The organism is Nocardia sp. NPDC059240 (assembly GCF_042753865.1).
Lineage (GTDB): Bacteria > Actinomycetota > Actinomycetes > Mycobacteriales > Mycobacteriaceae > Nocardia.
The window spans coordinates 70,676-89,047 of record NZ_JBHZAC010000014.1; the positions used below are offsets into that span (position 1 = coordinate 70,676).

At 67.9% G+C, this 18,372-nt stretch carries 18 protein-coding genes; 10 read left to right on the forward strand and 8 right to left on the reverse strand.

Annotated elements, in window-relative coordinates; translation table 11 throughout:
• Window positions 1–3: 3 nt before the first annotated feature.
• Window positions 4–1,422, reverse strand: coding sequence for a cytochrome P450 (locus tag ACFXHA_RS38040; protein WP_379364985.1), 1,419 nt, complete (start codon window positions 1,420–1,422; stop codon window positions 4–6).
• Between the two features lie 70 nt (window positions 1,423–1,492).
• Here ACFXHA_RS38040 and ACFXHA_RS38045 point away from each other — a divergent pair, with 70 nt between their 5' ends.
• Entirely contained in the window at window positions 1,493–2,140 is a 648-nt protein-coding gene (locus ACFXHA_RS38045) for a TetR/AcrR family transcriptional regulator (RefSeq protein ID WP_379364987.1), read from the forward strand.
• A gap of 35 nt (window positions 2,141–2,175) precedes the next feature.
• Here the strand turns inward: ACFXHA_RS38045 and ACFXHA_RS38050 are convergent, their stop codons facing one another.
• Together ACFXHA_RS38050 and ACFXHA_RS38055 are read right to left on the reverse strand one after the other, a co-directional pair.
• Window positions 2,176–3,477 carry a phytoene desaturase family protein gene (locus ACFXHA_RS38050; RefSeq protein ID WP_379364989.1) on the reverse strand — a complete coding sequence of 434 codons (1,302 nt, stop codon included), beginning with the start codon at window positions 3,475–3,477 and terminating at the stop codon, window positions 2,176–2,178.
• Window positions 3,478–3,498: 21 nt separating this feature from the next.
• Window positions 3,499–4,362 (reverse strand): SDR family oxidoreductase, encoded by an 864-nt coding sequence (locus ACFXHA_RS38055; RefSeq protein WP_379364991.1) that lies wholly within the window; start codon window positions 4,360–4,362, stop codon window positions 3,499–3,501.
• 114 nt (window positions 4,363–4,476) lie between these two features.
• On the opposite strand from ACFXHA_RS38055, the gene ACFXHA_RS38060 reads away from it, so the two are divergent.
• Window positions 4,477–5,475, forward strand: coding sequence for a 1-aminocyclopropane-1-carboxylate deaminase/D-cysteine desulfhydrase (locus ACFXHA_RS38060; RefSeq protein WP_379364993.1), 999 nt, complete (start codon window positions 4,477–4,479; stop codon window positions 5,473–5,475).
• An 18-nt stretch (window positions 5,476–5,493) separates the two neighbouring features.
• Here ACFXHA_RS38060 and ACFXHA_RS38065 read toward each other — a convergent pair whose 3' ends face one another.
• On the reverse strand, window positions 5,494–6,285 hold the full coding sequence (locus tag ACFXHA_RS38065) for an SDR family oxidoreductase (protein ID WP_379364995.1): 792 nt from the start codon (window positions 6,283–6,285) through the stop codon (window positions 5,494–5,496).
• Window positions 6,286–6,413: 128 nt separating this feature from the next.
• Here ACFXHA_RS38065 and ACFXHA_RS38070 point away from each other — a divergent pair, with 128 nt between their 5' ends.
• Window positions 6,414–7,292 carry a Sir2 family NAD-dependent protein deacetylase gene (locus tag ACFXHA_RS38070; protein WP_379364996.1) on the forward strand — a complete coding sequence of 293 codons (879 nt, stop codon included), beginning with the start codon at window positions 6,414–6,416 and terminating at the stop codon, window positions 7,290–7,292.
• Between the two features lie 73 nt (window positions 7,293–7,365).
• Window positions 7,366–7,767: a nitroreductase family deazaflavin-dependent oxidoreductase gene (locus ACFXHA_RS38075; RefSeq protein WP_379364997.1), complete on the forward strand. Its 402-nt coding sequence runs from the start codon at window positions 7,366–7,368 to the stop codon at window positions 7,765–7,767.
• Here ACFXHA_RS38075 and ACFXHA_RS38080 read toward each other — a convergent pair.
• Together ACFXHA_RS38080 and ACFXHA_RS38085 are read right to left on the reverse strand one after the other, a co-directional pair.
• On the reverse strand, window positions 7,744–8,490 hold the full coding sequence (locus ACFXHA_RS38080; RefSeq protein WP_379364998.1) for an ATP-grasp domain-containing protein: 747 nt from the start codon (window positions 8,488–8,490) through the stop codon (window positions 7,744–7,746). The genes ACFXHA_RS38075 and ACFXHA_RS38080 overlap by 24 nt on opposite strands.
• A gap of 7 nt (window positions 8,491–8,497) precedes the next feature.
• On the reverse strand, window positions 8,498–9,103 hold the full coding sequence (locus ACFXHA_RS38085; protein ID WP_379364999.1) for a TetR/AcrR family transcriptional regulator: 606 nt from the start codon (window positions 9,101–9,103) through the stop codon (window positions 8,498–8,500).
• Between the two features lie 124 nt (window positions 9,104–9,227).
• Here ACFXHA_RS38085 and ACFXHA_RS38090 point away from each other — a divergent pair, with 124 nt between their 5' ends.
• A complete protein-coding gene (locus tag ACFXHA_RS38090; protein ID WP_379365001.1) occupies window positions 9,228–9,605 on the forward strand; it encodes an ester cyclase in 378 nt (125 codons plus the stop codon).
• A 42-nt stretch (window positions 9,606–9,647) separates the two neighbouring features.
• On the opposite strand, the gene ACFXHA_RS38095 is transcribed toward ACFXHA_RS38090, so the two are convergent.
• Window positions 9,648–13,103: a BTAD domain-containing putative transcriptional regulator gene (locus ACFXHA_RS38095; protein WP_379365003.1), complete on the reverse strand. Its 3,456-nt coding sequence runs from the start codon at window positions 13,101–13,103 to the stop codon at window positions 9,648–9,650.
• Between the two features lie 119 nt (window positions 13,104–13,222).
• On the opposite strand from ACFXHA_RS38095, the gene ACFXHA_RS38100 reads away from it, so the two are divergent.
• From ACFXHA_RS38100 to ACFXHA_RS38115, 4 genes are read left to right on the forward strand one after another with little or no spacing between them, the layout of a single operon-like run.
• Window positions 13,223–14,101 carry an alpha/beta fold hydrolase gene (locus ACFXHA_RS38100; protein WP_379365005.1) on the forward strand — a complete coding sequence of 293 codons (879 nt, stop codon included), beginning with the start codon at window positions 13,223–13,225 and terminating at the stop codon, window positions 14,099–14,101.
• Between the two features lie 50 nt (window positions 14,102–14,151).
• Window positions 14,152–14,484: an ArsR/SmtB family transcription factor gene (locus ACFXHA_RS38105; RefSeq protein ID WP_379365007.1), complete on the forward strand. Its 333-nt coding sequence runs from the start codon at window positions 14,152–14,154 to the stop codon at window positions 14,482–14,484.
• On the forward strand, window positions 14,456–14,983 hold the full coding sequence (locus ACFXHA_RS38110; RefSeq protein WP_379365009.1) for an SRPBCC domain-containing protein: 528 nt from the start codon (window positions 14,456–14,458) through the stop codon (window positions 14,981–14,983). The genes ACFXHA_RS38105 and ACFXHA_RS38110 overlap by 29 nt, the downstream gene beginning before the upstream one ends.
• A complete protein-coding gene (locus tag ACFXHA_RS38115) occupies window positions 14,980–15,798 on the forward strand; it encodes an alpha/beta fold hydrolase (protein ID WP_379365011.1) in 819 nt (272 codons plus the stop codon). The genes ACFXHA_RS38110 and ACFXHA_RS38115 overlap by 4 nt, the downstream gene beginning before the upstream one ends.
• A gap of 10 nt (window positions 15,799–15,808) precedes the next feature.
• Here ACFXHA_RS38115 and ACFXHA_RS38120 read toward each other — a convergent pair whose 3' ends face one another.
• On the reverse strand, window positions 15,809–16,396 hold the full coding sequence (locus ACFXHA_RS38120; RefSeq protein WP_379365013.1) for a TetR family transcriptional regulator: 588 nt from the start codon (window positions 16,394–16,396) through the stop codon (window positions 15,809–15,811).
• A 122-nt stretch (window positions 16,397–16,518) separates the two neighbouring features.
• Here ACFXHA_RS38120 and ilvD point away from each other — a divergent pair, with 122 nt between their 5' ends.
• The gene (gene ilvD / locus ACFXHA_RS38125) at window positions 16,519–18,372 is read left to right on the forward strand and encodes a dihydroxy-acid dehydratase (RefSeq protein ID WP_379365015.1); all 1,854 of its coding nucleotides are present in this window, start codon (window positions 16,519–16,521) and stop codon (window positions 18,370–18,372) included.

Below are 18,372 nucleotides of genomic sequence, written 5' to 3' on the forward strand. Positions count from 1 at the left end.
CCCTCAGAGGCGGCGCAGGTGGATCGGTAGCCCGTCGGCAGGGGTCGGGCCCGTTCCGGCGACGAGCGGAACCCGGTAATCCTCGGGCACGCTCCAGCGGTAGTTCAGCAGCATGCGATGCATGGTCGCCTTGACCGTCATGCTGCCGAAGTAGCGGCCGATGCACTTGTGCGCGCCACCGCCGAAGGGCGGCCAGGCGTAGCGGTGCGACTTGTCCTCGGCGCGGGCGGGATCGAAGCGTTCCGGGTCGAAGACGTCCGGATCGTGCCAATACTCCGCATTGCGCATCATCGAGTACGGTCCGGCCATGACGAGCGTGCCCTTCGGGATGAAGTAGCCCGCGATGTCGGTGTCCTCCAGCGCTTCTCGCACCATCTGGCCGACCGGGGCGTACATGCGCAGCGTTTCCCGGAACGCCAGTTCCAGGCTCGGCAGCCGATCCAGATCCGCGTAGTCGAGGGTGGGTTTGCCCAGGGTCTCGGACTCCTTGCGCAGCCGGTCCTGCCAGTCCGGGTGTCGCGCCAGCTCGTAGGCGAGCATGGAGATGGCCAGCGTGCTGGTGTCGTGGGCGGCCATCATCACGAAGATCATGTGGTCGACGATGTCGGCGTCGGTGAAGGATTCACCGTCCTCGGTCTCGGCGTGGCAGAGCACACTGAACAGGTCGTCGCCGTCACCGGCGCGCTTGGCGGGCAGTTCGCGGCGGAAGTAGTCCTCGAGCAGTCGACGCCCGCGCAGGCCCCGATTCCACACTCCCCCGGGCATATTCGTGCGAATGATGGCCTTGCCACCGTGCACGGCGTCCTCGAAGGCGCGCGACAGCCCGGTCGCCTCGGGGCCGAGTTCCGCACCCGCGAAGACCACGGTGGCCTGCTCCAGCAGCATCCGCTTCACATGGTCGTAGAGCGGGAAATCGGTGGCGGGCAGCCAGGAGTCGACACCGCGCACAATACGTGGCGTGGTGAGGTTGAGGTAGCCGACCAGGCGCGGGCGGGTGAAGGCCTGCTGCAGGATGCGGCGGTGGTAGGTGTGATCGTCGAAGTCGCGCAACAGGATTCCGCCGCGGAAGAACGGGCCGATCAGGAATTCCCAGCCCTGCTGCGCGGAGAAGACGTGTTTGCGGTCGAGCAGCAGTTCCTCGAACGCGGCGGGACTGCCGAGACCGACGATCCGGCGGCCGAACACCCCCATCCAATTCACCGGACCGTAGAGCTGCTGGCGCGCGCGGCCGAAACTCAGCGGATCGGCGAGGGTGGAGACCACGTGGCCGATGCCCGGCGGCCCGGCATCACCCATCACGGGTTTGAGCCCGCTGCCGGGCGGCGGTGTCGCGAGCGCGCGCGGCACCCGCGGATAGCGTTGCAGCACGCCGGCTGCGCGGCACTGAATTCGATGGTTCACCACGGCTTTTCGCACGGCCATCCCTCCACGGTAGCGGAAACGGAGATATCCGTAAACGATCGTTTCCCGATATCTGTGCCAAGCTGTCAGGGTGACGCGAGCTTTCAACGGGACCTATCGCGGCACCAGCACCGACGAGCGCCGCGAACAGCGTCGGCGGCGGCTGCTGGACGCAGCGCTCGAGATCGTCGGGACGCAGGGGCTGGCCACGCTCACCGTGCGCGGAGTGTGCGAACAGGCGAAGGTGGGGCCACGCTTCTTCTACGAATCCTTCAGCGATCTGGACGCACTGGCCGCCGCCCTGCTCGACGAGGTGCAGGGTGAGGCGCTGGCGCGAGCCCGCACCGCCATCGCCGAGACCCCGGGCACGCCGGAGGACAAGCTGCGCGCCGGGGTGGCGGCACTCATCATCACGCTCACCGACGATCCGCGGCGGGCGAATATCGCCTTCGCCCAGGCTTACGGCAGCGAAGTGCTCATGCGCCGCCGCTTCGAGGGCATGCGCGAGGTGGCCCAGGTCCTCATCGAGCAGACCCGGATACTGCTCGATATCCCCGCCGGCGAGGACACCGCGCTGACCGCACTGGCCCAGTTGATCACCGGCGGCGCGGCGGAACTGACCCTGGTGTGGCTCGACGGCGGGTTGAAAGTAGAGCGCCCGGTGCTCATCGATATCGTCGCGGATTACGTTGTCGCCATGGTGGATCGACTACCCGCCATGACCGCGAAGCTGGGCTGAGCACCGGAAGCCGGATCGGATACCGAGCGCACCGGTCACCGGGCGCGACGCCCGACACCGGCGGCGAGAATCTCCTCGACCACCAGTTTCGCGGTCTCGGCGCAGGCCGCGGTCCCGCCGTTGGCATACTCCTTCACCGCGTCACCGACATTCCACAGATTCGAGATCGGGGTGTCGTGGGGCAGGTCGTAGCCGGCGACCGCGCGCTGGGGTGGCCAGTCGTCGCGGGTGACGGCGATCGAGAGGATGCGGGCGCTCTCGAAATCCGGGATCTCCTCGCGCAGATCCTGCAACACCAGCGCGGTGTCGGCGTCGGAATCGAAGTCGCCCACCGAGGGTTTGGGCACCCCGGCACCGACGTACAGGTGCCAGCCCGGCGGGGCCATCTCCGGGCAGGTGGCGGTGAAATTCGCGACGTAGCACAGCCGCCGGGTGCGGGCGAAGCTGAGCAGGCCGGGCGCGTCGATCAGGGGTTCGCGGCTGGCGAAGTTGACCGAGATCATGGCGGCGGGCAGGTCGCGTTGCAGCACCGAGCCGACATAGTCGGACGGAAAGTGTTCCGGGCCAACGAGATCCAGGGTGGCCGACGGGCCGATATCGCTGACCGCGAAACCGCAAGTCACATTGATGATTTCACCGTCGCGCCGGATCTGCGCACCGGTCACGCGATCGTCCTCGACGTCGAGGCGTTGCACCTCCGCGCCCAACCAGACCTGTCCCCCATTGCGTTCCACCACATCGGCGAGGGATTTCCAGATCCCGATGGTGCCCTCGGGGCAGAAGCCGAACTTCTTGAACGCGGACTTGCCGGTGATGTAGGTGAAGAACACGCGGGCCGGAAGTTCCTCCGAGCCGACCGCGAAGATCGAGCCGCACATATTGCGGAAGATCCCTTGCACCGCATCGTTTTTGGTGTATCGACGCACCCAGTCGGCGGTGGAGAGCTCCCGATCGGGCGGCTCGGCGGCGTCCCCCGAGCCCGCCAGCAGCTTGGCGCCGTGGCGGGTCAGTTGCGAGATGAGCAGTCCCCAGCCGCCGCTGGAGACATCCACGTCACGGCCGTTGATGCGGTAGAGGATCGGTGGATCCGCCGGGCGCACTTCGAATTTGGCGCCCACCTCCGCGAAGGTCTGCTCGGTGACACCACCGAGGTCGACGACCACCGCGCCGGTGTTTATCTTGAATCCGTCGATATCCTCGGTGGAGGCACGGCCTCCGACTCGGTCCAGTCGTTCGACCACCAGGGTGCGGTAGCCGTGGTGCGAGAGCCGGGCGGCCGCGCACAGCCCACCCGCCCCCGCTCCGACAACCAGTGCGTCCCACGTGTTCTCGCTCATGGCGAGGCTCCTCGCGCAGGCTCAGCCCGCTGGATTGACCCCCGGCTGAGCGTCGGACATATCGGTAATACGACTCCAATTCTCTCGCACCTGGTCCAGCGTCGGGACCTCACTGAACAGAACCGGCTTGTTCGCGAACAACTGCAGCCGCTGCACCGAGCCTCCGCCGACCACCAGCACCGTGCCCGAGTCCTGGTTCTCCTCGCTGACCAGGTAGCCGACGATCGGGGCGACCTGGGCGGGCCCCAGCTTCGCGAGCATCTCGGCGGACATCAGGTCTTCCGTCATGCGGGTGGCGGCGATCGGAGCCACCGCATTGACCTTGATGTCGTACTTGCGGCCCTCGTAGACCAGGGTGTTCATCATGCCGACCATGCCGAGTTTGGCTGCGCCGTAATTGGCTTGGCCGAAGTTGCCGTACAGGCCGGAGGTGGAGGTGGCCATCACGACGCGGCCGAAACCCTGCTCGCGGAAGTGGCCCCAGGCGGCGTGGGTGACATTGAACGCGCCGAACAGGTGCACGCGCTGCACGGCCTCGAAGGCCTCGGGGGTCATCTTGGCGAAGCTCATATCGCGCAGGATGCCCGCGTTGTTGACGACGCCGTGCACCGCGCCGAAGCTGTCGAGCGCGGTCTGAACCAGGGCCTGCGCGCCCTCGGTGGTGGCGACGCTGTCGTAGTTGGCGACCGCGGTGCCGCCCGCCGCGCGGATCTCCTCGACCACCGTGTCGGCCATATTGTGGCCGGACCCGCTGCCGTCGCGCGCGCCGCCCAGGTCGTTGACCACGACCAACGCACCCTCGCGGGCGAGCAGCAGCGCGTACTCCCGGCCCAGGCCGCCACCGGCTCCGGTGACAATGACGACGCGATCGGTTACACCTGGCATGAGTTCTCCTTGCCGAGACTAATTTCCTTTTCGGAACGTAGCAGGAGGGCTCGGGCCGGCGTGTGCTGCCTGCCACACTCGTCGCGGAACTGGTCAGTCGATAGGGTTGGTGTGATGACTCCGCATCTGCACCAGCGCTATCCCGAACTCGCGGACACCCTGCCCCATGTGCGGCTGGGCACCACACCGACACCGGTGCGGCGGCTGGCGTCGCTCGACACCGTCGGCGCGGATATCTGGCTCAAGGACGACAGCGTCTTCGGGGACGGCGGCTGGGGCGGCAACAAGGTGCGCAAACTGGAGTGGCTGCTGCCCGACGCGCTGCGGCAGCGGCGCACCACCATCGTGACGGTGGGCGGGCTGGGCACCAACTGGGGGCTGGCGACGGCGCTGTACGGACGCGAGCACGGGGTGAAAACCGTTCTGGCGCTGATCGATCAGCCCGAGGACGACCATGTGCGGGCACAGCTGAAGCGGCTGCGGGATTCCGGCGCGGAACTGCATTTCACACATACCAAGGCGCGGACGATCGCGAGTGCGCCGTGGCTGCTGGCTCGGAGCTTCACCGGATTGCGACCGCCGTACTTCCTGCCCGCGGGCGGATCCTCGGCGGTCGGGGCGCTCGGATACGTCGAGGCCGCAATGGAATTGGCGGATCAGGTGCGGGCCGGGGAGTTGCCGGAGCCGAGTCACATCGTGATTCCGGTGGGTTCGGGCGGGACGGCGGCGGGGCTGTCGCTCGGATTGCGGCTGGCCGGGCTTTCGACCCGGGTGGTCGGCGTGGTTGTGAACGACACTTTGAAACTCGATGAGCCGACGCTGGCCAAGCTGGCGGGCCGTACCGAGCGGCTGCTACGCAAGCGTGGGGCGCGGCTGCCGGAAAACCTTTCGCCCATCGGCAATCTCGACATCGTCACCGAGTACCTCGGGCCCGGGTACGGGTATCCGATGCCGGAAGCCGCTACCGCACAGGCCCTTTCGGCCGATCGCGAACACATGACACTGGAGCCGGTGTACACCGCGAAGGCGATGGCCGCGCTGCTGGACATGAACGCGCACGGGCGGTTCGGCGACGGTCCGGTGGTGTACCTCAATACCAACGGACCGCGCTGAGCCGCTTCGCATCTCGGGTCAGGCTGTGGCGAGTTTGGCGGCCAGGAAGTCCTCCCAGGTGCGCTCGCCCACCGCGTGCTCGGGGGTCAGGTTGCCGCCCGCGGCGTACGCGCGCGACGCCTTGCCGGGGGCCTTCATGGTTACCACCGGGCGACGCTTGCCGGCGGCCTGCAAGTAGCTGCGCTCGAGTTCCTTCATGGTGTAGATACGGGGGCCGCCGACCTCCTCGACCAGTCCGGCGGGCTCGCCCAGCGTCAGTTCCACCAGACGCGCGGCGACCTCGGCGGTTTCGATGGGCTGGAAGCGGAAGTCGAAGACCGGCACCACCGGCATCTTGGCCATGGCCGACACCATCGTGAACAGCAGATCGTGGAACTGCGTGGCGCGCAACGTGGTCCACGGCAGACCCGAATTCTCCACCACCAGTTCGGCATCCCGCTTCGAGGCCATGTACGCCATGGTCTGGCGGTCGATGGCGCTCTCCACCGGAATGCGTTCCGCGCCGACGACCGAGATGAAGACCAGGTGCGGGAACTCACCCGCCGCCTTGATGCCGTCGACGAGGGCCTGCGCCTTCGCGCCGTCACCCTTCTGGGTGCCCGCCAGGTGCAGCACGGTGTCGGCACCGGCCACCGCTTCGGCGATGCCCGCGCCGGTCTGCAGATCCCCGGCCACATAGTCGATGCCGTCCGTGCCCTGACGCGCGGTGCGGCTCAGCACCCGCACTCGCACTCCGGCCTGCAACAGCAGCGGGGCGACCAGCTTGCCCAGGGTGCCGGTGCCACCGGTGACCAGAACCGTCTTCGTCATGATGACCATCTCCTTCATCGAGTCCGCGCCGCCGTCTCCGCGACGTCCTGCCCTGTTGACGAGACAGCTCCCCCGTCTGTGACATGCCGTGACCGGAACCACATTTCACCCCGTCGTACGCTGGCCCTATGCCCGATCCGGTCCCCGCGCCGCAGCAAGACCGCCTGCCCGCCCCGGTCTCCGCCCGGCAGCTCGACCGCCTGCTGGAGCTGGTGTCCGGCCGCCGCGTGGCCGTCCTCACCGGCGCGGGCATCTCGACCGACAGCGGCATCCCCGATTACCGCAGCCCGAACTCACCCCCGCGCACCCCGATGACCTACCAGCAGTTCGTCGGCGATCCCGTGTTCCGCCAACGCTATTGGGCCCGCAATCACCTCGGCTGGCGCTTCATGGACGCCGCCCGCCCCAACCCCGCCCACCAAGCCCTGGCCCGCCTGGAACGCGCGGACATCGTCACGGGCGTCATCACCCAGAACGTCGACCTCCTGCACACCAAGGCCGGTCACCGCCGCGTTCTGGACCTGCACGGCGTCTACGCCCGAGTCCGCTGCCTATCCTGCGGAACCCTCACATCCCGCATGTCCCTGGCCGACCGTCTCGAAGCCGCCAACCCCCACTTCACCGACACCATCCCCCGCACCGGCATCGAGGTAGCCCCCGACGCCGACGCCGTAGTCCCCGACACCCACCACTTCCACATGGTCGACTGCCAATCCTGCGGCGGCCTCCTCAAACCCGACATCGTCTACTTCGGCGAATCCGTCCCCAAGCCCCGAGTAACCGCCGCCTTCGACCTCGTCAACTCCTCCGAAGCCCTCCTGGTCATCGGTTCCTCCCTCACGGTAATGTCCGGCCTCCGCTTCGCCCGCCACACCGCCAAATCCCCCCGCCCCCTCATAATCCTCAACCAGGGCCCCACCCGAGCCGACCCCCTAGCCACCCTCACCCTCAACACCCCCTGCGCCCCCATCCTCACCGCCCTCGCGAACGCCATCGGAACGTCCTGATCTTGGTCCTTCGACATGGCTCACGGGCGGTGTAGGTTGTCGGGGACGTTTGGTTCGGACAGAAGGTGCTGGGATGTCTACGGTTGAGCGCAATTACTTTCCGGCGTGGTTCGATCGGATTCAGTCCAAGTACATGAATCCCGTGGTTCGGCGGATTGCCCCCTACCTGCCCGGCTTCGCCGTCATCGGCCATCAGGGACGCAAATCCGGGAAGGTGTACTCCACCCCGGTCAACGCTTTCCGGGCTGGCGGCAGCCTCTATGTGGCCATGGGCCACGGACGCACCGATTGGATCCGGAACACCCTCGCAGCGGGAGAAGCCGACGCCCACTACGCCTTCCGCCGATTCCGGCTCGTCAATCCCCGCGTCGTCGCCCGCGGCGAAGCACCTACCGACGCCCCGCTCGTGGCCCGCCTCGCTGCCCGCAGCCTCCCGCTGTTCGTGGCGGACCTAGAGGCCGGCGGTATCAAGTAGTTCGGCCCAGCGGCGGCTGATCAGGTCGGTGTACTCGTCCGCGCGAATGGTGTACGCGCCGAGGGCGTAGCCGTCGTTCGCTTCGACGAGTGCTGTTGCGCCGCTGTCGAGAACGCCGAAGTCGATGCCGTAGGCGCTCGGCGCAGTGCGGTATTCGCCGATCGCCGCGGTGACCATGTCCAGGTCCAGGGCGAGCGATGCGTCGCCGTCGTAATGATCCACCGATACGATCCGTCGATCGATCACGTAGACACGATATTCTGCCCGCCAGGTGACCAACTCCGAGCACCACACCGGCTGGCGGCGGCTGACGTAGCCGAAGGCCGCGAAGTCTCGCTCGGAGTAGCAGACGGCACCGGTGAAACTCTTGCGTCGCCTGGCGGGCTTCACGAAAACGGGTGGGCACGAACCGGATTCGACTGCCTTTTCCACCTCGCCCAAGGTGGACTTCCATACTCGCCGCCGCAGGAAGCTGCGCAGGGTCTCCGGGTAGTCGTCGGGCTCCGGCACGCTGATCCCCAGCTGTCGCATCGCCCCATGCATCGCGTCCATATCCCCCGCGATGAAAACATCCGGCCCCAGCGGCAATTGCCGACGTTCGATGCGCTTCGCGGTGTAGTGGCGAATCGGGATTCCGCGTCTTGTCAGGCCTTCTTCCAAGAGGGCTTCCTCATGGCGCATCGGTCCCTTGCCTCTGTACTGCAGGAACGCGGTGGTGAACATGGGTCGCTCACCTGACCTGGGGGCGGAGGCCGTCGAGGATGATGGCGCCGAGGTGGGACGGACTGGGTTCGCCGGCGTAGGCGGCGGCGTGGAGGGCGCCGGCGATCAGGGCCATTATCTCGCGGGGGGTTACGTCGTCGCGGGCTAGGTCGGCTGTGCGGGCGCGGGCCAGGAGGGTTTCGACGTGGGCGGTGAGGGTGTGGGCCAGTTCCGGTGCAGCGGTGCGTAAGTCGAAACCTATGGCCGATAGCGCACTCTTGACCAGGATGTTCTCGATGCCGTTGGCGATCATGCGCGAGAGAAGTGTGAACAACGCCGCCGGGTCGTCGGTTGCGGTCAGCGTGGACGCTTCGGCCACCAACTGCGCTATCTGATCGATCGAGACTGCCAGGTACAGCGCCTCTTTGGTGGGGAAGTGCCGGTGCACGGTGCCCGGTCCGACTCCGGCCCGGCGAGCCACCTCGTCGAGCGAGACTCCGAGCCCCTCGGTGGCGAACAGTTGCTGCGCGGCCGCCACCACGCGCTCGCGATTGCGCCGGGCATCGGCGCGCAGTTCGCGACCGCGGACCGGGGCAGCGGGGGGCGAGATGGGTTCGGGCGGAGGCTGATTCATGTCGAGCTCTAGCATAACCGGGTCGCCGCCCCGTATGCTGAGCAGATAAACGGGGCGGCGCACCGCTTCTCGGCAGTCCGGGCCGCCCGTGAGGTCTCAACCGATCCCCCATGGAGGGCGACGCATGACCACCCAAGACCCCGACACTCTGGTACGCCGATTGCAGGAATGCTTCAACACCCGCCAATTCGACCGCGCCGATGAGCTCCACACCCCGGACTTCGTCAGTCACGCCCTGGGCACCACCGGCTTCGAAGCCGGAAAGTCGGCCTGGCGCAGCCTCGTCACCCAATTCCCCGACATTCACGTTATCGCCGAAGACATCCTGGTCGACGGCGACCGAGTAGCCATCCGCTCCTCCGTCGCCGGGATCCCACTCCCTACCACCGGCCCATTGCCGATGATGATCGAAATCTTCCGCATCGAGAACGGCCGAATCGCCGAGAACTGGGCGCTCGGCCAAGGACTCCCGTACAGCGCGCAAACCCTCCAGCAGCCATAATCCGCCGAACCCTCCTAATCCCACCTCGGCGCGAAGGATTCGTCAGGTGAGGAGGGCGGCGTCGATGCGGTTCAGGTAGTGGGCGACGGGGGCGAGGGTGAGTAGGCCGGTGCCTGCGCCCGCGAATTCGCCTGCGGCGGGGGTTAATCGGTCGCGGACGTGGCGTAGGACTTCGGGTTCGCGCAAGGCGAGGGCTGCGTGTGCCAGCAGGGCGAGACGCAATTCCTGGAGCAGGTCCGGCGGCGGGTCGGGGGCGGCCAGCAGGGCCGTGCGGGCGGCATCGCGGTCGTCGTTGTCGAGATGCAGCAGGGGGCGGAGCCAGAGTTCGTGCGGCCCCCAGTCGGTATCGGGTTGGGCGGCAAGGGGTTTGCCGTGGCGCAGACGTAGGCAGACCAGGGCCAGAGCGAGCAGCCCGCGGTGGAGGCCGGGCATGGCGGTGCCCGGGTGGGCGGCCGAGGCGGAACGGTAGGCGGCCTCGGTCTGGTCGAGAGGAGCGGTCAGGGAGGTGCGTAGGGCCGCGTACCAGGTGGTGAAGAAGGAAACCAGCGGCAGGCCGTAGCGGTCGGCGAGGGCGTCGACTGCGCGGGCGTGGCGGTCGGCCGCCTCGAAATCGGCTGTGGCGCTGAGTGCTTGGATACGGATGAGGTGGCCAAGTACCTCGAAGGTGACCAGGTCGTGAGCCTGCGACAGTTCGATCAGTCGGGTACCGAGGACCGCGCGTTCGGGGGCCAGGCCCGCACGGTGGAAGGTCTGCATGAATCGCGCATTGAGGGCGAGCGCGAGCAGGACCGGTCGGTTCAGGCCGGCCGCAAGGCTTTCGGCTTCCTCGGCGGCCGTGCGTCCGCGTGGAGAGTCGGTGGCGCGCAGTTCCAGGGCGATGGTGATGAGCAGTCGGCAGCGCAGTTCCAGGTCAGCGTCGACGCGGGCGTCGGGCTCGCCGGTCGGGAGGGCGTGCAGGGCACGTTCGGCGGCGACCACTACCAAGCTCGCCAGGGCCGGGTCGTCGGGGTCAGTCCAGAGCGCGGGCACGTCGAAGGCCACGATCAGGCGGGCGGTGAAGTCGGGGTCGCCGAGGCGTTCGGCGGCTCGAATGGCCTCGGCACGGCGGGTTCCGGCTTCGGGGAGACGACCGGTCAGTGCGAGTGCGCGAACCAAACCCATGGTGGCTTCGAGGCCGGAGCGCCGGTCGCCGACGCGCTTGTAGGCCGTGACCGCGTCGGACCAGAGGCGAGCGGCCTGGTGCGGGGCGAATGCGCGTTCGGCGGCCGAGGCGGCGGCGCTCGCGTACTTTCCGGCTCGTGCCGCGGTAGCTCGGGTGCCCGCGCGCGCGAAATGGTGTGCCAGTAGTTCGATTTCGGTGGTGCCGGCGGCTTCCAGCAGGGTGCCTACCCGCGCGTGCCAGGCCGAGCGGCGCGGGGCGGGGATATCGCGATAGACCACGTCGCGGACCAGAGCGTGCGCGAAAGTGACACCGGTTGAGCCTGATTCGTCCAGGAATTCGGCGCGCAACGCCGCCGTCAGACCGGTGTCCACGGTCTCGGCGTCCGCCGACAGCTCCACCAGCAGTTCCGTATCGACCTCGGAGCCGATGACCGCGGCCTGCTGCAACACCGTCGCCTCGGCTGCGCTCAATCGTCGCAGCCGCTGCCGCACGACATCCCGCACCCCGGCAGGCACCGACTCGAGCGCCGCATCCCCCTCGTCGGCCCACAACCGGGCGAGTTCGCGGATGAAGAACGGATTCCCCTGTGCCCGAGCATGAATCCGGCGCACCGCCGCCTCGATCCCGGTCCCCGCCACCGCACGCGCGAGTTCCCCGGTCGCATCGACACCCAACCCACCCAAGGGGATCCGCACCGGTTCCGTGCGTGCCATCCGCGCGAGTGCGCCGGCGAGTTCCGCCTCCACATCGGTGCCGCGATAGGTGCCGATCAACAGCACCGGCCCCGCCACCGGTGTCGTCGCCAGCGTGGTCAGCAGTTCGACGGTCTCCTCCCCCGCCCAGTGCAGATCATCGAACACCACCAACACCGGCCCGCCACGCGCGACCGAACCCAGATAGTCGAGCGCCCGACGCTGCGAATGAAACCTTCCTACCGCCGGATCCGCACTCCACTCCTCCGCACTATCCGTGCCCGCACGCTCCGCGCCCTCGCCCTCCGCGCCTGCAATCTCCGCGCCTGCAATCTCCGCGCCCGCACCGCCCGCACCCGCACCGCCCGTGCTCGCACCGTCGGCACTCACGCCCTCCGCGCCCGCACGGTCCGTACTCGGGCCAGCCGTCCCAGCACCGTTCCCCGCCGAGATGTCCTCGACCGGGTCGTGCGACGGGCCGGAGGTCGGGTGCGCCGCCGCCAGTGCTGCGGTGATCTGTGTCCACGGCCAGTTCGGTGGTGCGCCGCGATCCGCTGGGCTCGGCCCCCAGGCGACCAGCCACCCGCGCCGGTCGAGTTCGGCCGAAAGTGCCTCGACGAGTGCGGTTTTCCCGGCTCCCTCGATTCCGGTTACCAGCGCCAGGCGCGCCCGACCACTCGCGGCCACCTGGTCGGCGGCCTCGCGTAGCCGGCTCAGTTCGCCGTCGCGCCCGACAAGTTTCCCGCCAGGCCTGAGCACATCGGGCACTCTCACGGCAGCACTCGCGGTGCGGGCGCGATCAGTATCTCCCCGCTCGACCGTGTGTCCGAGCACTTCCGTCGCCGATCGCTTCCCGGCGGTGGCGGTGACAGGCCGCTGGGATACGAGACCCGGTGCCTGGGTGAGGATGTCGGCTTCGAGTTGGCGCAAATGCGGACTCGGGTCGACGCCGAGTTCGGCGCGCAGCGTGGTTCGGATCGTACGGAGGGCGGTCATGGCGTCGGCCTGACGGTCCGAGCGGTAGAGGGCAAGAACCAAGGTGTGCCAGGCGGATTCGCGCAGCGGATGTGCGCGGAGGTGGGGTTCGAGCGTAGCCACCGCTTCGCTGTGACGGGTCAGCTCGGTCAGGACGAGAGCCCGCTGTTCGATGGCGAGGGAACGCAATTCGTCCAGGCGGTCGATCTCCGCCCGAGCCCAGTGCTCGTCGGTGAACTCGGCATAGGCGGGGCCCTGCCACAGTCGCAATGCCGCATCCAGATCCGCCAGCGCAACGGTGAGATCCGGCGGGCGGATGGCCTCCGCCGCGGCGCGGATCAGCACCTCGAAGCGGTCCGCGTCCACGTCGCCGTCGGTAGCGCGCAGGGCGTAACCGGGTGCGGCGGTAACGAGGACGCGGGCGGTCTCGCGCGGTTTGCGGTCGGGTTCGAGGCTGCGGCGCAGGTCCGAGACGAAGGTCTGGATGGCACCCTGCGGGTCGCGCGGCGGCCGCTCCCACAGGTCGTCGATGAGCTGGTTGAGCGGAACCACCCGGCCGTGCGCGATGAGCAGCCGAGCCAGCAGCGCGCGATGACGCGGACCCTTGAGGGCCAGCGGTCCGCGCTCGTCCGAGGCCCGCAACGGGCCCAGGACTTGGAAGGTCACCACGTCCGCCGACTCTATCGGCCGCCCCGGACACCCCGGCACTGAGTCATTGCTGACCGATCGCTGAGTGTCCCCCGCCAGTCTCGTCGGGTACCCGCACTCCCCCGAACCTAAGGAACACCATGAGTCCCCGTATCCCAGGATTCGACTACCAGCGTGTCACCGTCGCCGACGGCGTCTCCCTGCATGCGGCGGTGGCCGGTTCCGGCAGCCCGATCGTGCTGCTGCACGGCTTCCCGCAGACCCATCTCATGTGGCGGCACGTGGCCGCGGATCTGGCCGCCGATCACACCGTCATCTGCCCGGATCTGCGCGGCTACGGCGACAGCGACAAGCCGCTAGACACCGACGGCAACGCCTATTCGAAACGCACCATGGGCGATGACATCGTCACGCTGGCAAAGGCTTTCGGGCACGAGCAGTTCGCGCTGGCCGGGCACGACCGGGGCGCGCTGGTCGCCATCCGGACCGCCCTCGACCATCCCGACCACGTCACGCACCTGGCCTCCTTGGACGTCCTGCCGACCCTCGACATGTGGGACGTCCTACACGGCCTGACCGGCGCGATCGGCTTCCACCTCTATCTCATGGCCCAACCTGTCGGCCTGCCCGAGCAGCTCATCGGCGCGAGCCCGGACGCGTTCTTCGGCTACTTCCTGGATGGCTGGATCAAGAATCCGGACGCCATTCCCGCCGATATCCGCGACGCATACCTCGCCGCCTGCCGCCAGGCCGTCCCTTCGATCGTCGCCGACTACCGTGCCTCGGCGAACATCGACGTCGAGCACGACCTGGCCGACCGCGCGGCGGGCACCACCCTCCGCATGCCGGTGACCGTCCTGCAGCAGGACTGGGGCTCGGCCCTCGGCTTCGATGCCGAATCGCTGTGGCGCGCCTGGGCCCCGAACCTGAACCACGAGACCGTCACCTGCGGTCACTTCATGGCCGAGGAGTCTCCCGCAGACATCATTCGGGCCATCAGAGCATTGGTGAGCCGCTAGGCCAGCTTATACCACTTGCGAGTTGTACAACCTGGAGGTAGGGTTCGGTCATGGAAGCGACCTTGCGGGCACTCGCCGAGCCGAATCGCAGGCATATCGTCGAGTTGTTGCGGGATGGGCCGCGGTCGGTGAACGAGATCGTGGAGCGGCTCGAGCTCAAGCAGCAGTTGGTGTCCAAGCATTTGCAGTCGTTGCGTGAGGCGGGGCTGGTGAAGATGCAGCCGATCGCGCAGCGGCGGGTTTACGCCTTGCGGGCCGAACCGTTCCGGGAGCTCGATGCCTGGCTCGAGACCGTCAGGCGGGTCTGGGAGGAACGGCTCGATGAATTCGACAGCTACCTGCAGGTCATGAAGGATGATCATGGACGCGACACGGCAAGCTAGGGTTTCGAAGAATACGCGAGAGCGGGAAATCACCGTTGCACGTCTTCTTCACGCGCCACGGGAGCTGGTGTGGGACGGGTTGACCAGTCCCGAGCACATTGCGCGGTGGTGGGGTCCGAAAGGCTGGACCACCACGGTCTATCGGATGGATGTTCGGCCCGGCGGGCTGTGGCACTACTGCATGCGGCCCGATCATGGTGCGGCGGAAGAAGTCTGGGGTCGGGCGGTCTATCGAGACATCGAGCAGCCCGCGCAGCTCGGCTATCTCGAAACCTTCTCCGACGCGGACGGAAATGTCGTCGGCGACAGTCGGCGCACGGTCACCGTGGAGCTGCTCGATCGCGGAGAGCACACGGATCTGTTCGTACGCACCCGGTTCGACACGGTCGAAGACCTGGAGGCGATGGAAAAGCTGGGCATGGCAGCAGGTTTCAGCATGACGCTCGATCGATTCGACGAATGGTTGACCACCCCCACTGCGAAAGGTTCGGCGACATGAGCACCGAAATGGCGACCGTGACTTCGAAGGACGGCACCCTGATCGCCTATGAGTCGACCGGGGCCGGACCGGCGATCATCGTGGTGTCCGCGGCCTTGGCCGATCATTCGGGCACTGCCAAGCTGGCCGCGCTGCTGGCGGCGAACTTCACGGTCCTCAACTACGACCGGCGCGGGCGTGGACAGAGCGGCGACACGCAGCCGTACGCGAAGGACCGCGAAATCGAGGACATCGCGGCATTGATCGACGCAGCGGGAGGCCGGGCGTTCCTGTTCGGCAGCTCGTCGGGTGCGGTACTCGCACTCGACGCGGCCGCCGAACTCGGCGCGCGGGTGGCGGGCGTCCTGCTCTACGAACCGCCGTTCATCATCGACGGCAGCCGGCCGCCGATGCCGGACGGATTGGCCGGGGAAGCGGCCCGACTGGTGTCGGCGGGTCGCCGCAGTGACGCGGTGAAGCTGTTCTTCACCAAGGGCATGGGCATGCCGTCCGTCGCGGTGACGATGATGCGGCTGTTCATGCCCGGCTGGTCCAAGATGGCCGCGATCGCGCACACCATCCCCTACGACCTGTCCGTCCTCGACGGCACGCAAACCGGCAAACCGCTGCCCGCCGAACGATGGTCGGGGCTGGAAGCGCCGGTGCTGGTCGCGGTGGGCAGTAAGAGTCAGCCCTTCTTCCACGACGGCGCGAAGTCGCTCGCCGCGTCCCTGCCGGGGACGACCTACCGGTCACTTCCGGGCGATAGCCATGCCTCGGTCATGATGCGCCCCAAGAGTATTGCCGAAACAGCCCGGGACTTCTTCCTCGCATGACGCCCGCGCGCTAATCCCGCAATTCGAGGCGGCGAACCAGGGCGACCAGTGCGCTGCGGAGTGCTGCGGGATTGTCGGTGTCGGCCCCGAGGATCATGCGAACCACCTGGGGTGCGGCGAACCACCAGGCGGCCAGGGCGGCGACCGCGTACAGCAGATACCCGGGCGCGACATCGTCAGGCAGGGTCCCTGCGCGTTGAGCGGTGGCCAGCGCTGCGACCTTGTCGGCGTAGTGGGAGGCGCGGGCGGATTCAGCGGGGAGCTCACCGTCCTGAGGTTGCAGCCCTTCCCAGTACATCAGCCGCAGGAATTGCGGATGGGTGTGGTGGAAGTCGAAGACGTGCCCGGCGTAGTCGGCCAGGTCGCCGGCCTTGTCGGCGGCGAGCGGGCTGGCGGCGGCGAGTTGCTCGAGCTGGTCGGTGAGGACCGCTTCGAAGAGGCCGCGTTTGTCGCCGAAGTACTGGTAGATGCGTTCTTTGTTGATCCCGGCGCGGGCGGCGATGGCATTGACCCGCGCACCGTCCGGGCCGCGCTCGGCGAACTCGTGGACGGCGGCTTCCAGTAGCAGCCTTCTGGTCCGCTCGGTATCCCATGCCATGCCCCCATCCAACCATCTCCAACCGCACGGTTGCAGTTCGGCTCCGACATGTGGCAAACTCCAACCACACGGTTGCAACCATTTGGTTGTGGATCGGTTCGCGACGAGGAGGAGGTGGCATCGTGCCCGAGTTGCGCTCCCGCACGGTCACGCACGGACGGAATATGGCCGGGGCTCGCGCCCTCATGCGGGCCAGCGGGGTTCCGTCCGCCGATATCGGCCGCAAGCCGGTCATCGCGATCGCGAACAGCTTCACCGAGTTCGTGCCCGGCCACACCCATCTGCAACCGGTCGGCCGCATGGTGTCCGAGGCGGTGCGCGAGGCGGGCGGCATCCCGCGCGAATTCAATACGATCGCCGTCGACGACGGAATCGCCATGGGGCACAGCGGGATGCTGTATTCACTGCCCTCCCGCGACCTGATCGCGGATTCGATCGAATACATGGTCAACGCGCACTGCGCCGACGCGCTGGTGTGCATCTCCAACTGCGACAAGATCACTCCGGGCATGCTGATGGCCGCCCTGCGCCTGAACATCCCGACGGTGTTCGTCTCCGGCGGCCCGATGGAGGGCGGCACCGCCGTGCTGGTCGACGGCACCGTGCGCCGCCGCCTCGACCTCATCGTCACCATGTCCGAGGCCGTCTCCCCCGACGTCTCCGACGAGGACCTGACCCGCATCGAGGAGAACGCCTGCCCCACCTGCGGTTCATGCGCGGGCATGTTCACCGCCAATTCGATGAACTGCCTGACCGAGGCGCTGGGCCTGGCCCTACCAGGCAACGGCACCACGCTGGCCACCCACACCGCCCGCGCCGAGCTGTACCGGGCGGCGGGGCGGACCGTCATGGACATCACCCGGCGTTACTACGACCACGACGACGCCTCGGTGCTGCCGCGGAACACCGCTTCCCGCAACGCCTTCGACAATGCGATGGCCCTGGATCTGGCCATGGGCGGCTCCACCAACACCGTCCTGCACCTGCTGGCCGCCGCCCAGGAGGCCGGGCTGGACTACACGCTCACCGACATCGAGAAGATGTCGCTGCAGGTGCCCTGCCTGTGCAAGGTGGCCCCCAACGGCGATTACCTGATGGAGGACGTGCACCGTGCGGGCGGCATCCCCGCGCTGCTGGGTGAGCTGAACCGGGCGGGCCTGCTGCATCGCGATGTCCATGCCGTGCACGCGGATTCGCTAGACGGATGGCTGGCCGAATGGGATGTCCGCGCGCCTTCGCCCGCCCCCGCCGCGCTGGAATTGTTCCACGCGGCACCCGGCGGCCGGCGTTCGGCGACCGCCTTCTCCCAGTCCGAACGCTGGCAAACCCTGGACCTGGACGCGGCCGCGGGCTGCATTCGCGATGCCGCGCACGCTTATTCGCGCGACGGCGGACTGGCGGTGTTGCGCGGCAACCTCTCCCCGGACGGGGCGGTGGTCAAATCTGCCGGTGTGGCGGCGCACATGCACACCTTCACCGGTCCGGCCGTGGTGCTGGAATCCCAGGAGGAAGCGGTCGAGGCGATCCTTTCCAAGCGCATCAAGTCCGGCGACGTCCTGGTGATCCGCTACGAGGGTCCGCGTGGTGGACCGGGCATGCAGGAGATGCTGTATCCCACCTCGTATTTGAAGGGTCTGGGTTTGGCGGGCGAGTGCGCGTTGATCACCGACGGTCGCTTCTCGGGTGGCTCCTCCGGCTGCTCGGTCGGCCATATCTCCCCCGAGGCCGCCGCGGGTGGCCCGATCGCGCTGGTGCGCGACGGCGACATGGTCACCATCGATATCCCGTCCCGCACTCTCACGGTCGCCGTGGGCGACGACGAATTGGATGCTCGCCGTGTCGAATTGGAGGCGAACGGCGGTTATCGTCCGCGAAGCCGCGACCGTCAGGTGTCCCTCGCCCTGAAAACCTATGCACTGCTGGCCACCTCGGCCGACAAGGGCGCGGTTCGTGACCCGGCCAAGCTCGCGGACTGA

Coding starts and splice junctions, on each gene's coding strand:
- ACFXHA_RS38070 (WP_379364996.1), top strand. CDS start 6,414: ATGCCCGATCCGGTCCCCGCGCCGCAGCAAGACCGCCTGCCCGCCCCG.
- ACFXHA_RS38110 (WP_379365009.1), top strand. CDS start 14,456: ATGATCATGGACGCGACACGGCAAGCTAGGGTTTCGAAGAATACGCGA.
- ACFXHA_RS38060 (WP_379364993.1), top strand. CDS start 4,477: ATGACTCCGCATCTGCACCAGCGCTATCCCGAACTCGCGGACACCCTG.
- ACFXHA_RS38100 (WP_379365005.1), top strand. CDS start 13,223: ATGAGTCCCCGTATCCCAGGATTCGACTACCAGCGTGTCACCGTCGCC.
- ACFXHA_RS38120 (WP_379365013.1), bottom strand. CDS start 16,396: ATGGCATGGGATACCGAGCGGACCAGAAGGCTGCTACTGGAAGCCGCC.
- ACFXHA_RS38055 (WP_379364991.1), bottom strand. CDS start 4,362: ATGCCAGGTGTAACCGATCGCGTCGTCATTGTCACCGGAGCCGGTGGC.
- ACFXHA_RS38040 (WP_379364985.1), bottom strand. CDS start 1,422: ATGGCCGTGCGAAAAGCCGTGGTGAACCATCGAATTCAGTGCCGCGCA.
- ACFXHA_RS38065 (WP_379364995.1), bottom strand. CDS start 6,285: ATGACGAAGACGGTTCTGGTCACCGGTGGCACCGGCACCCTGGGCAAG.
- ACFXHA_RS38050 (WP_379364989.1), bottom strand. CDS start 3,477: ATGAGCGAGAACACGTGGGACGCACTGGTTGTCGGAGCGGGGGCGGGT.
- ACFXHA_RS38075 (WP_379364997.1), top strand. CDS start 7,366: ATGTCTACGGTTGAGCGCAATTACTTTCCGGCGTGGTTCGATCGGATT.
- ACFXHA_RS38080 (WP_379364998.1), bottom strand. CDS start 8,490: ATGTTCACCACCGCGTTCCTGCAGTACAGAGGCAAGGGACCGATGCGC.
- ACFXHA_RS38115 (WP_379365011.1), top strand. CDS start 14,980: ATGAGCACCGAAATGGCGACCGTGACTTCGAAGGACGGCACCCTGATC.
- ACFXHA_RS38085 (WP_379364999.1), bottom strand. CDS start 9,103: ATGAATCAGCCTCCGCCCGAACCCATCTCGCCCCCCGCTGCCCCGGTC.
- ACFXHA_RS38090 (WP_379365001.1), top strand. CDS start 9,228: ATGACCACCCAAGACCCCGACACTCTGGTACGCCGATTGCAGGAATGC.
- ACFXHA_RS38105 (WP_379365007.1), top strand. CDS start 14,152: ATGGAAGCGACCTTGCGGGCACTCGCCGAGCCGAATCGCAGGCATATC.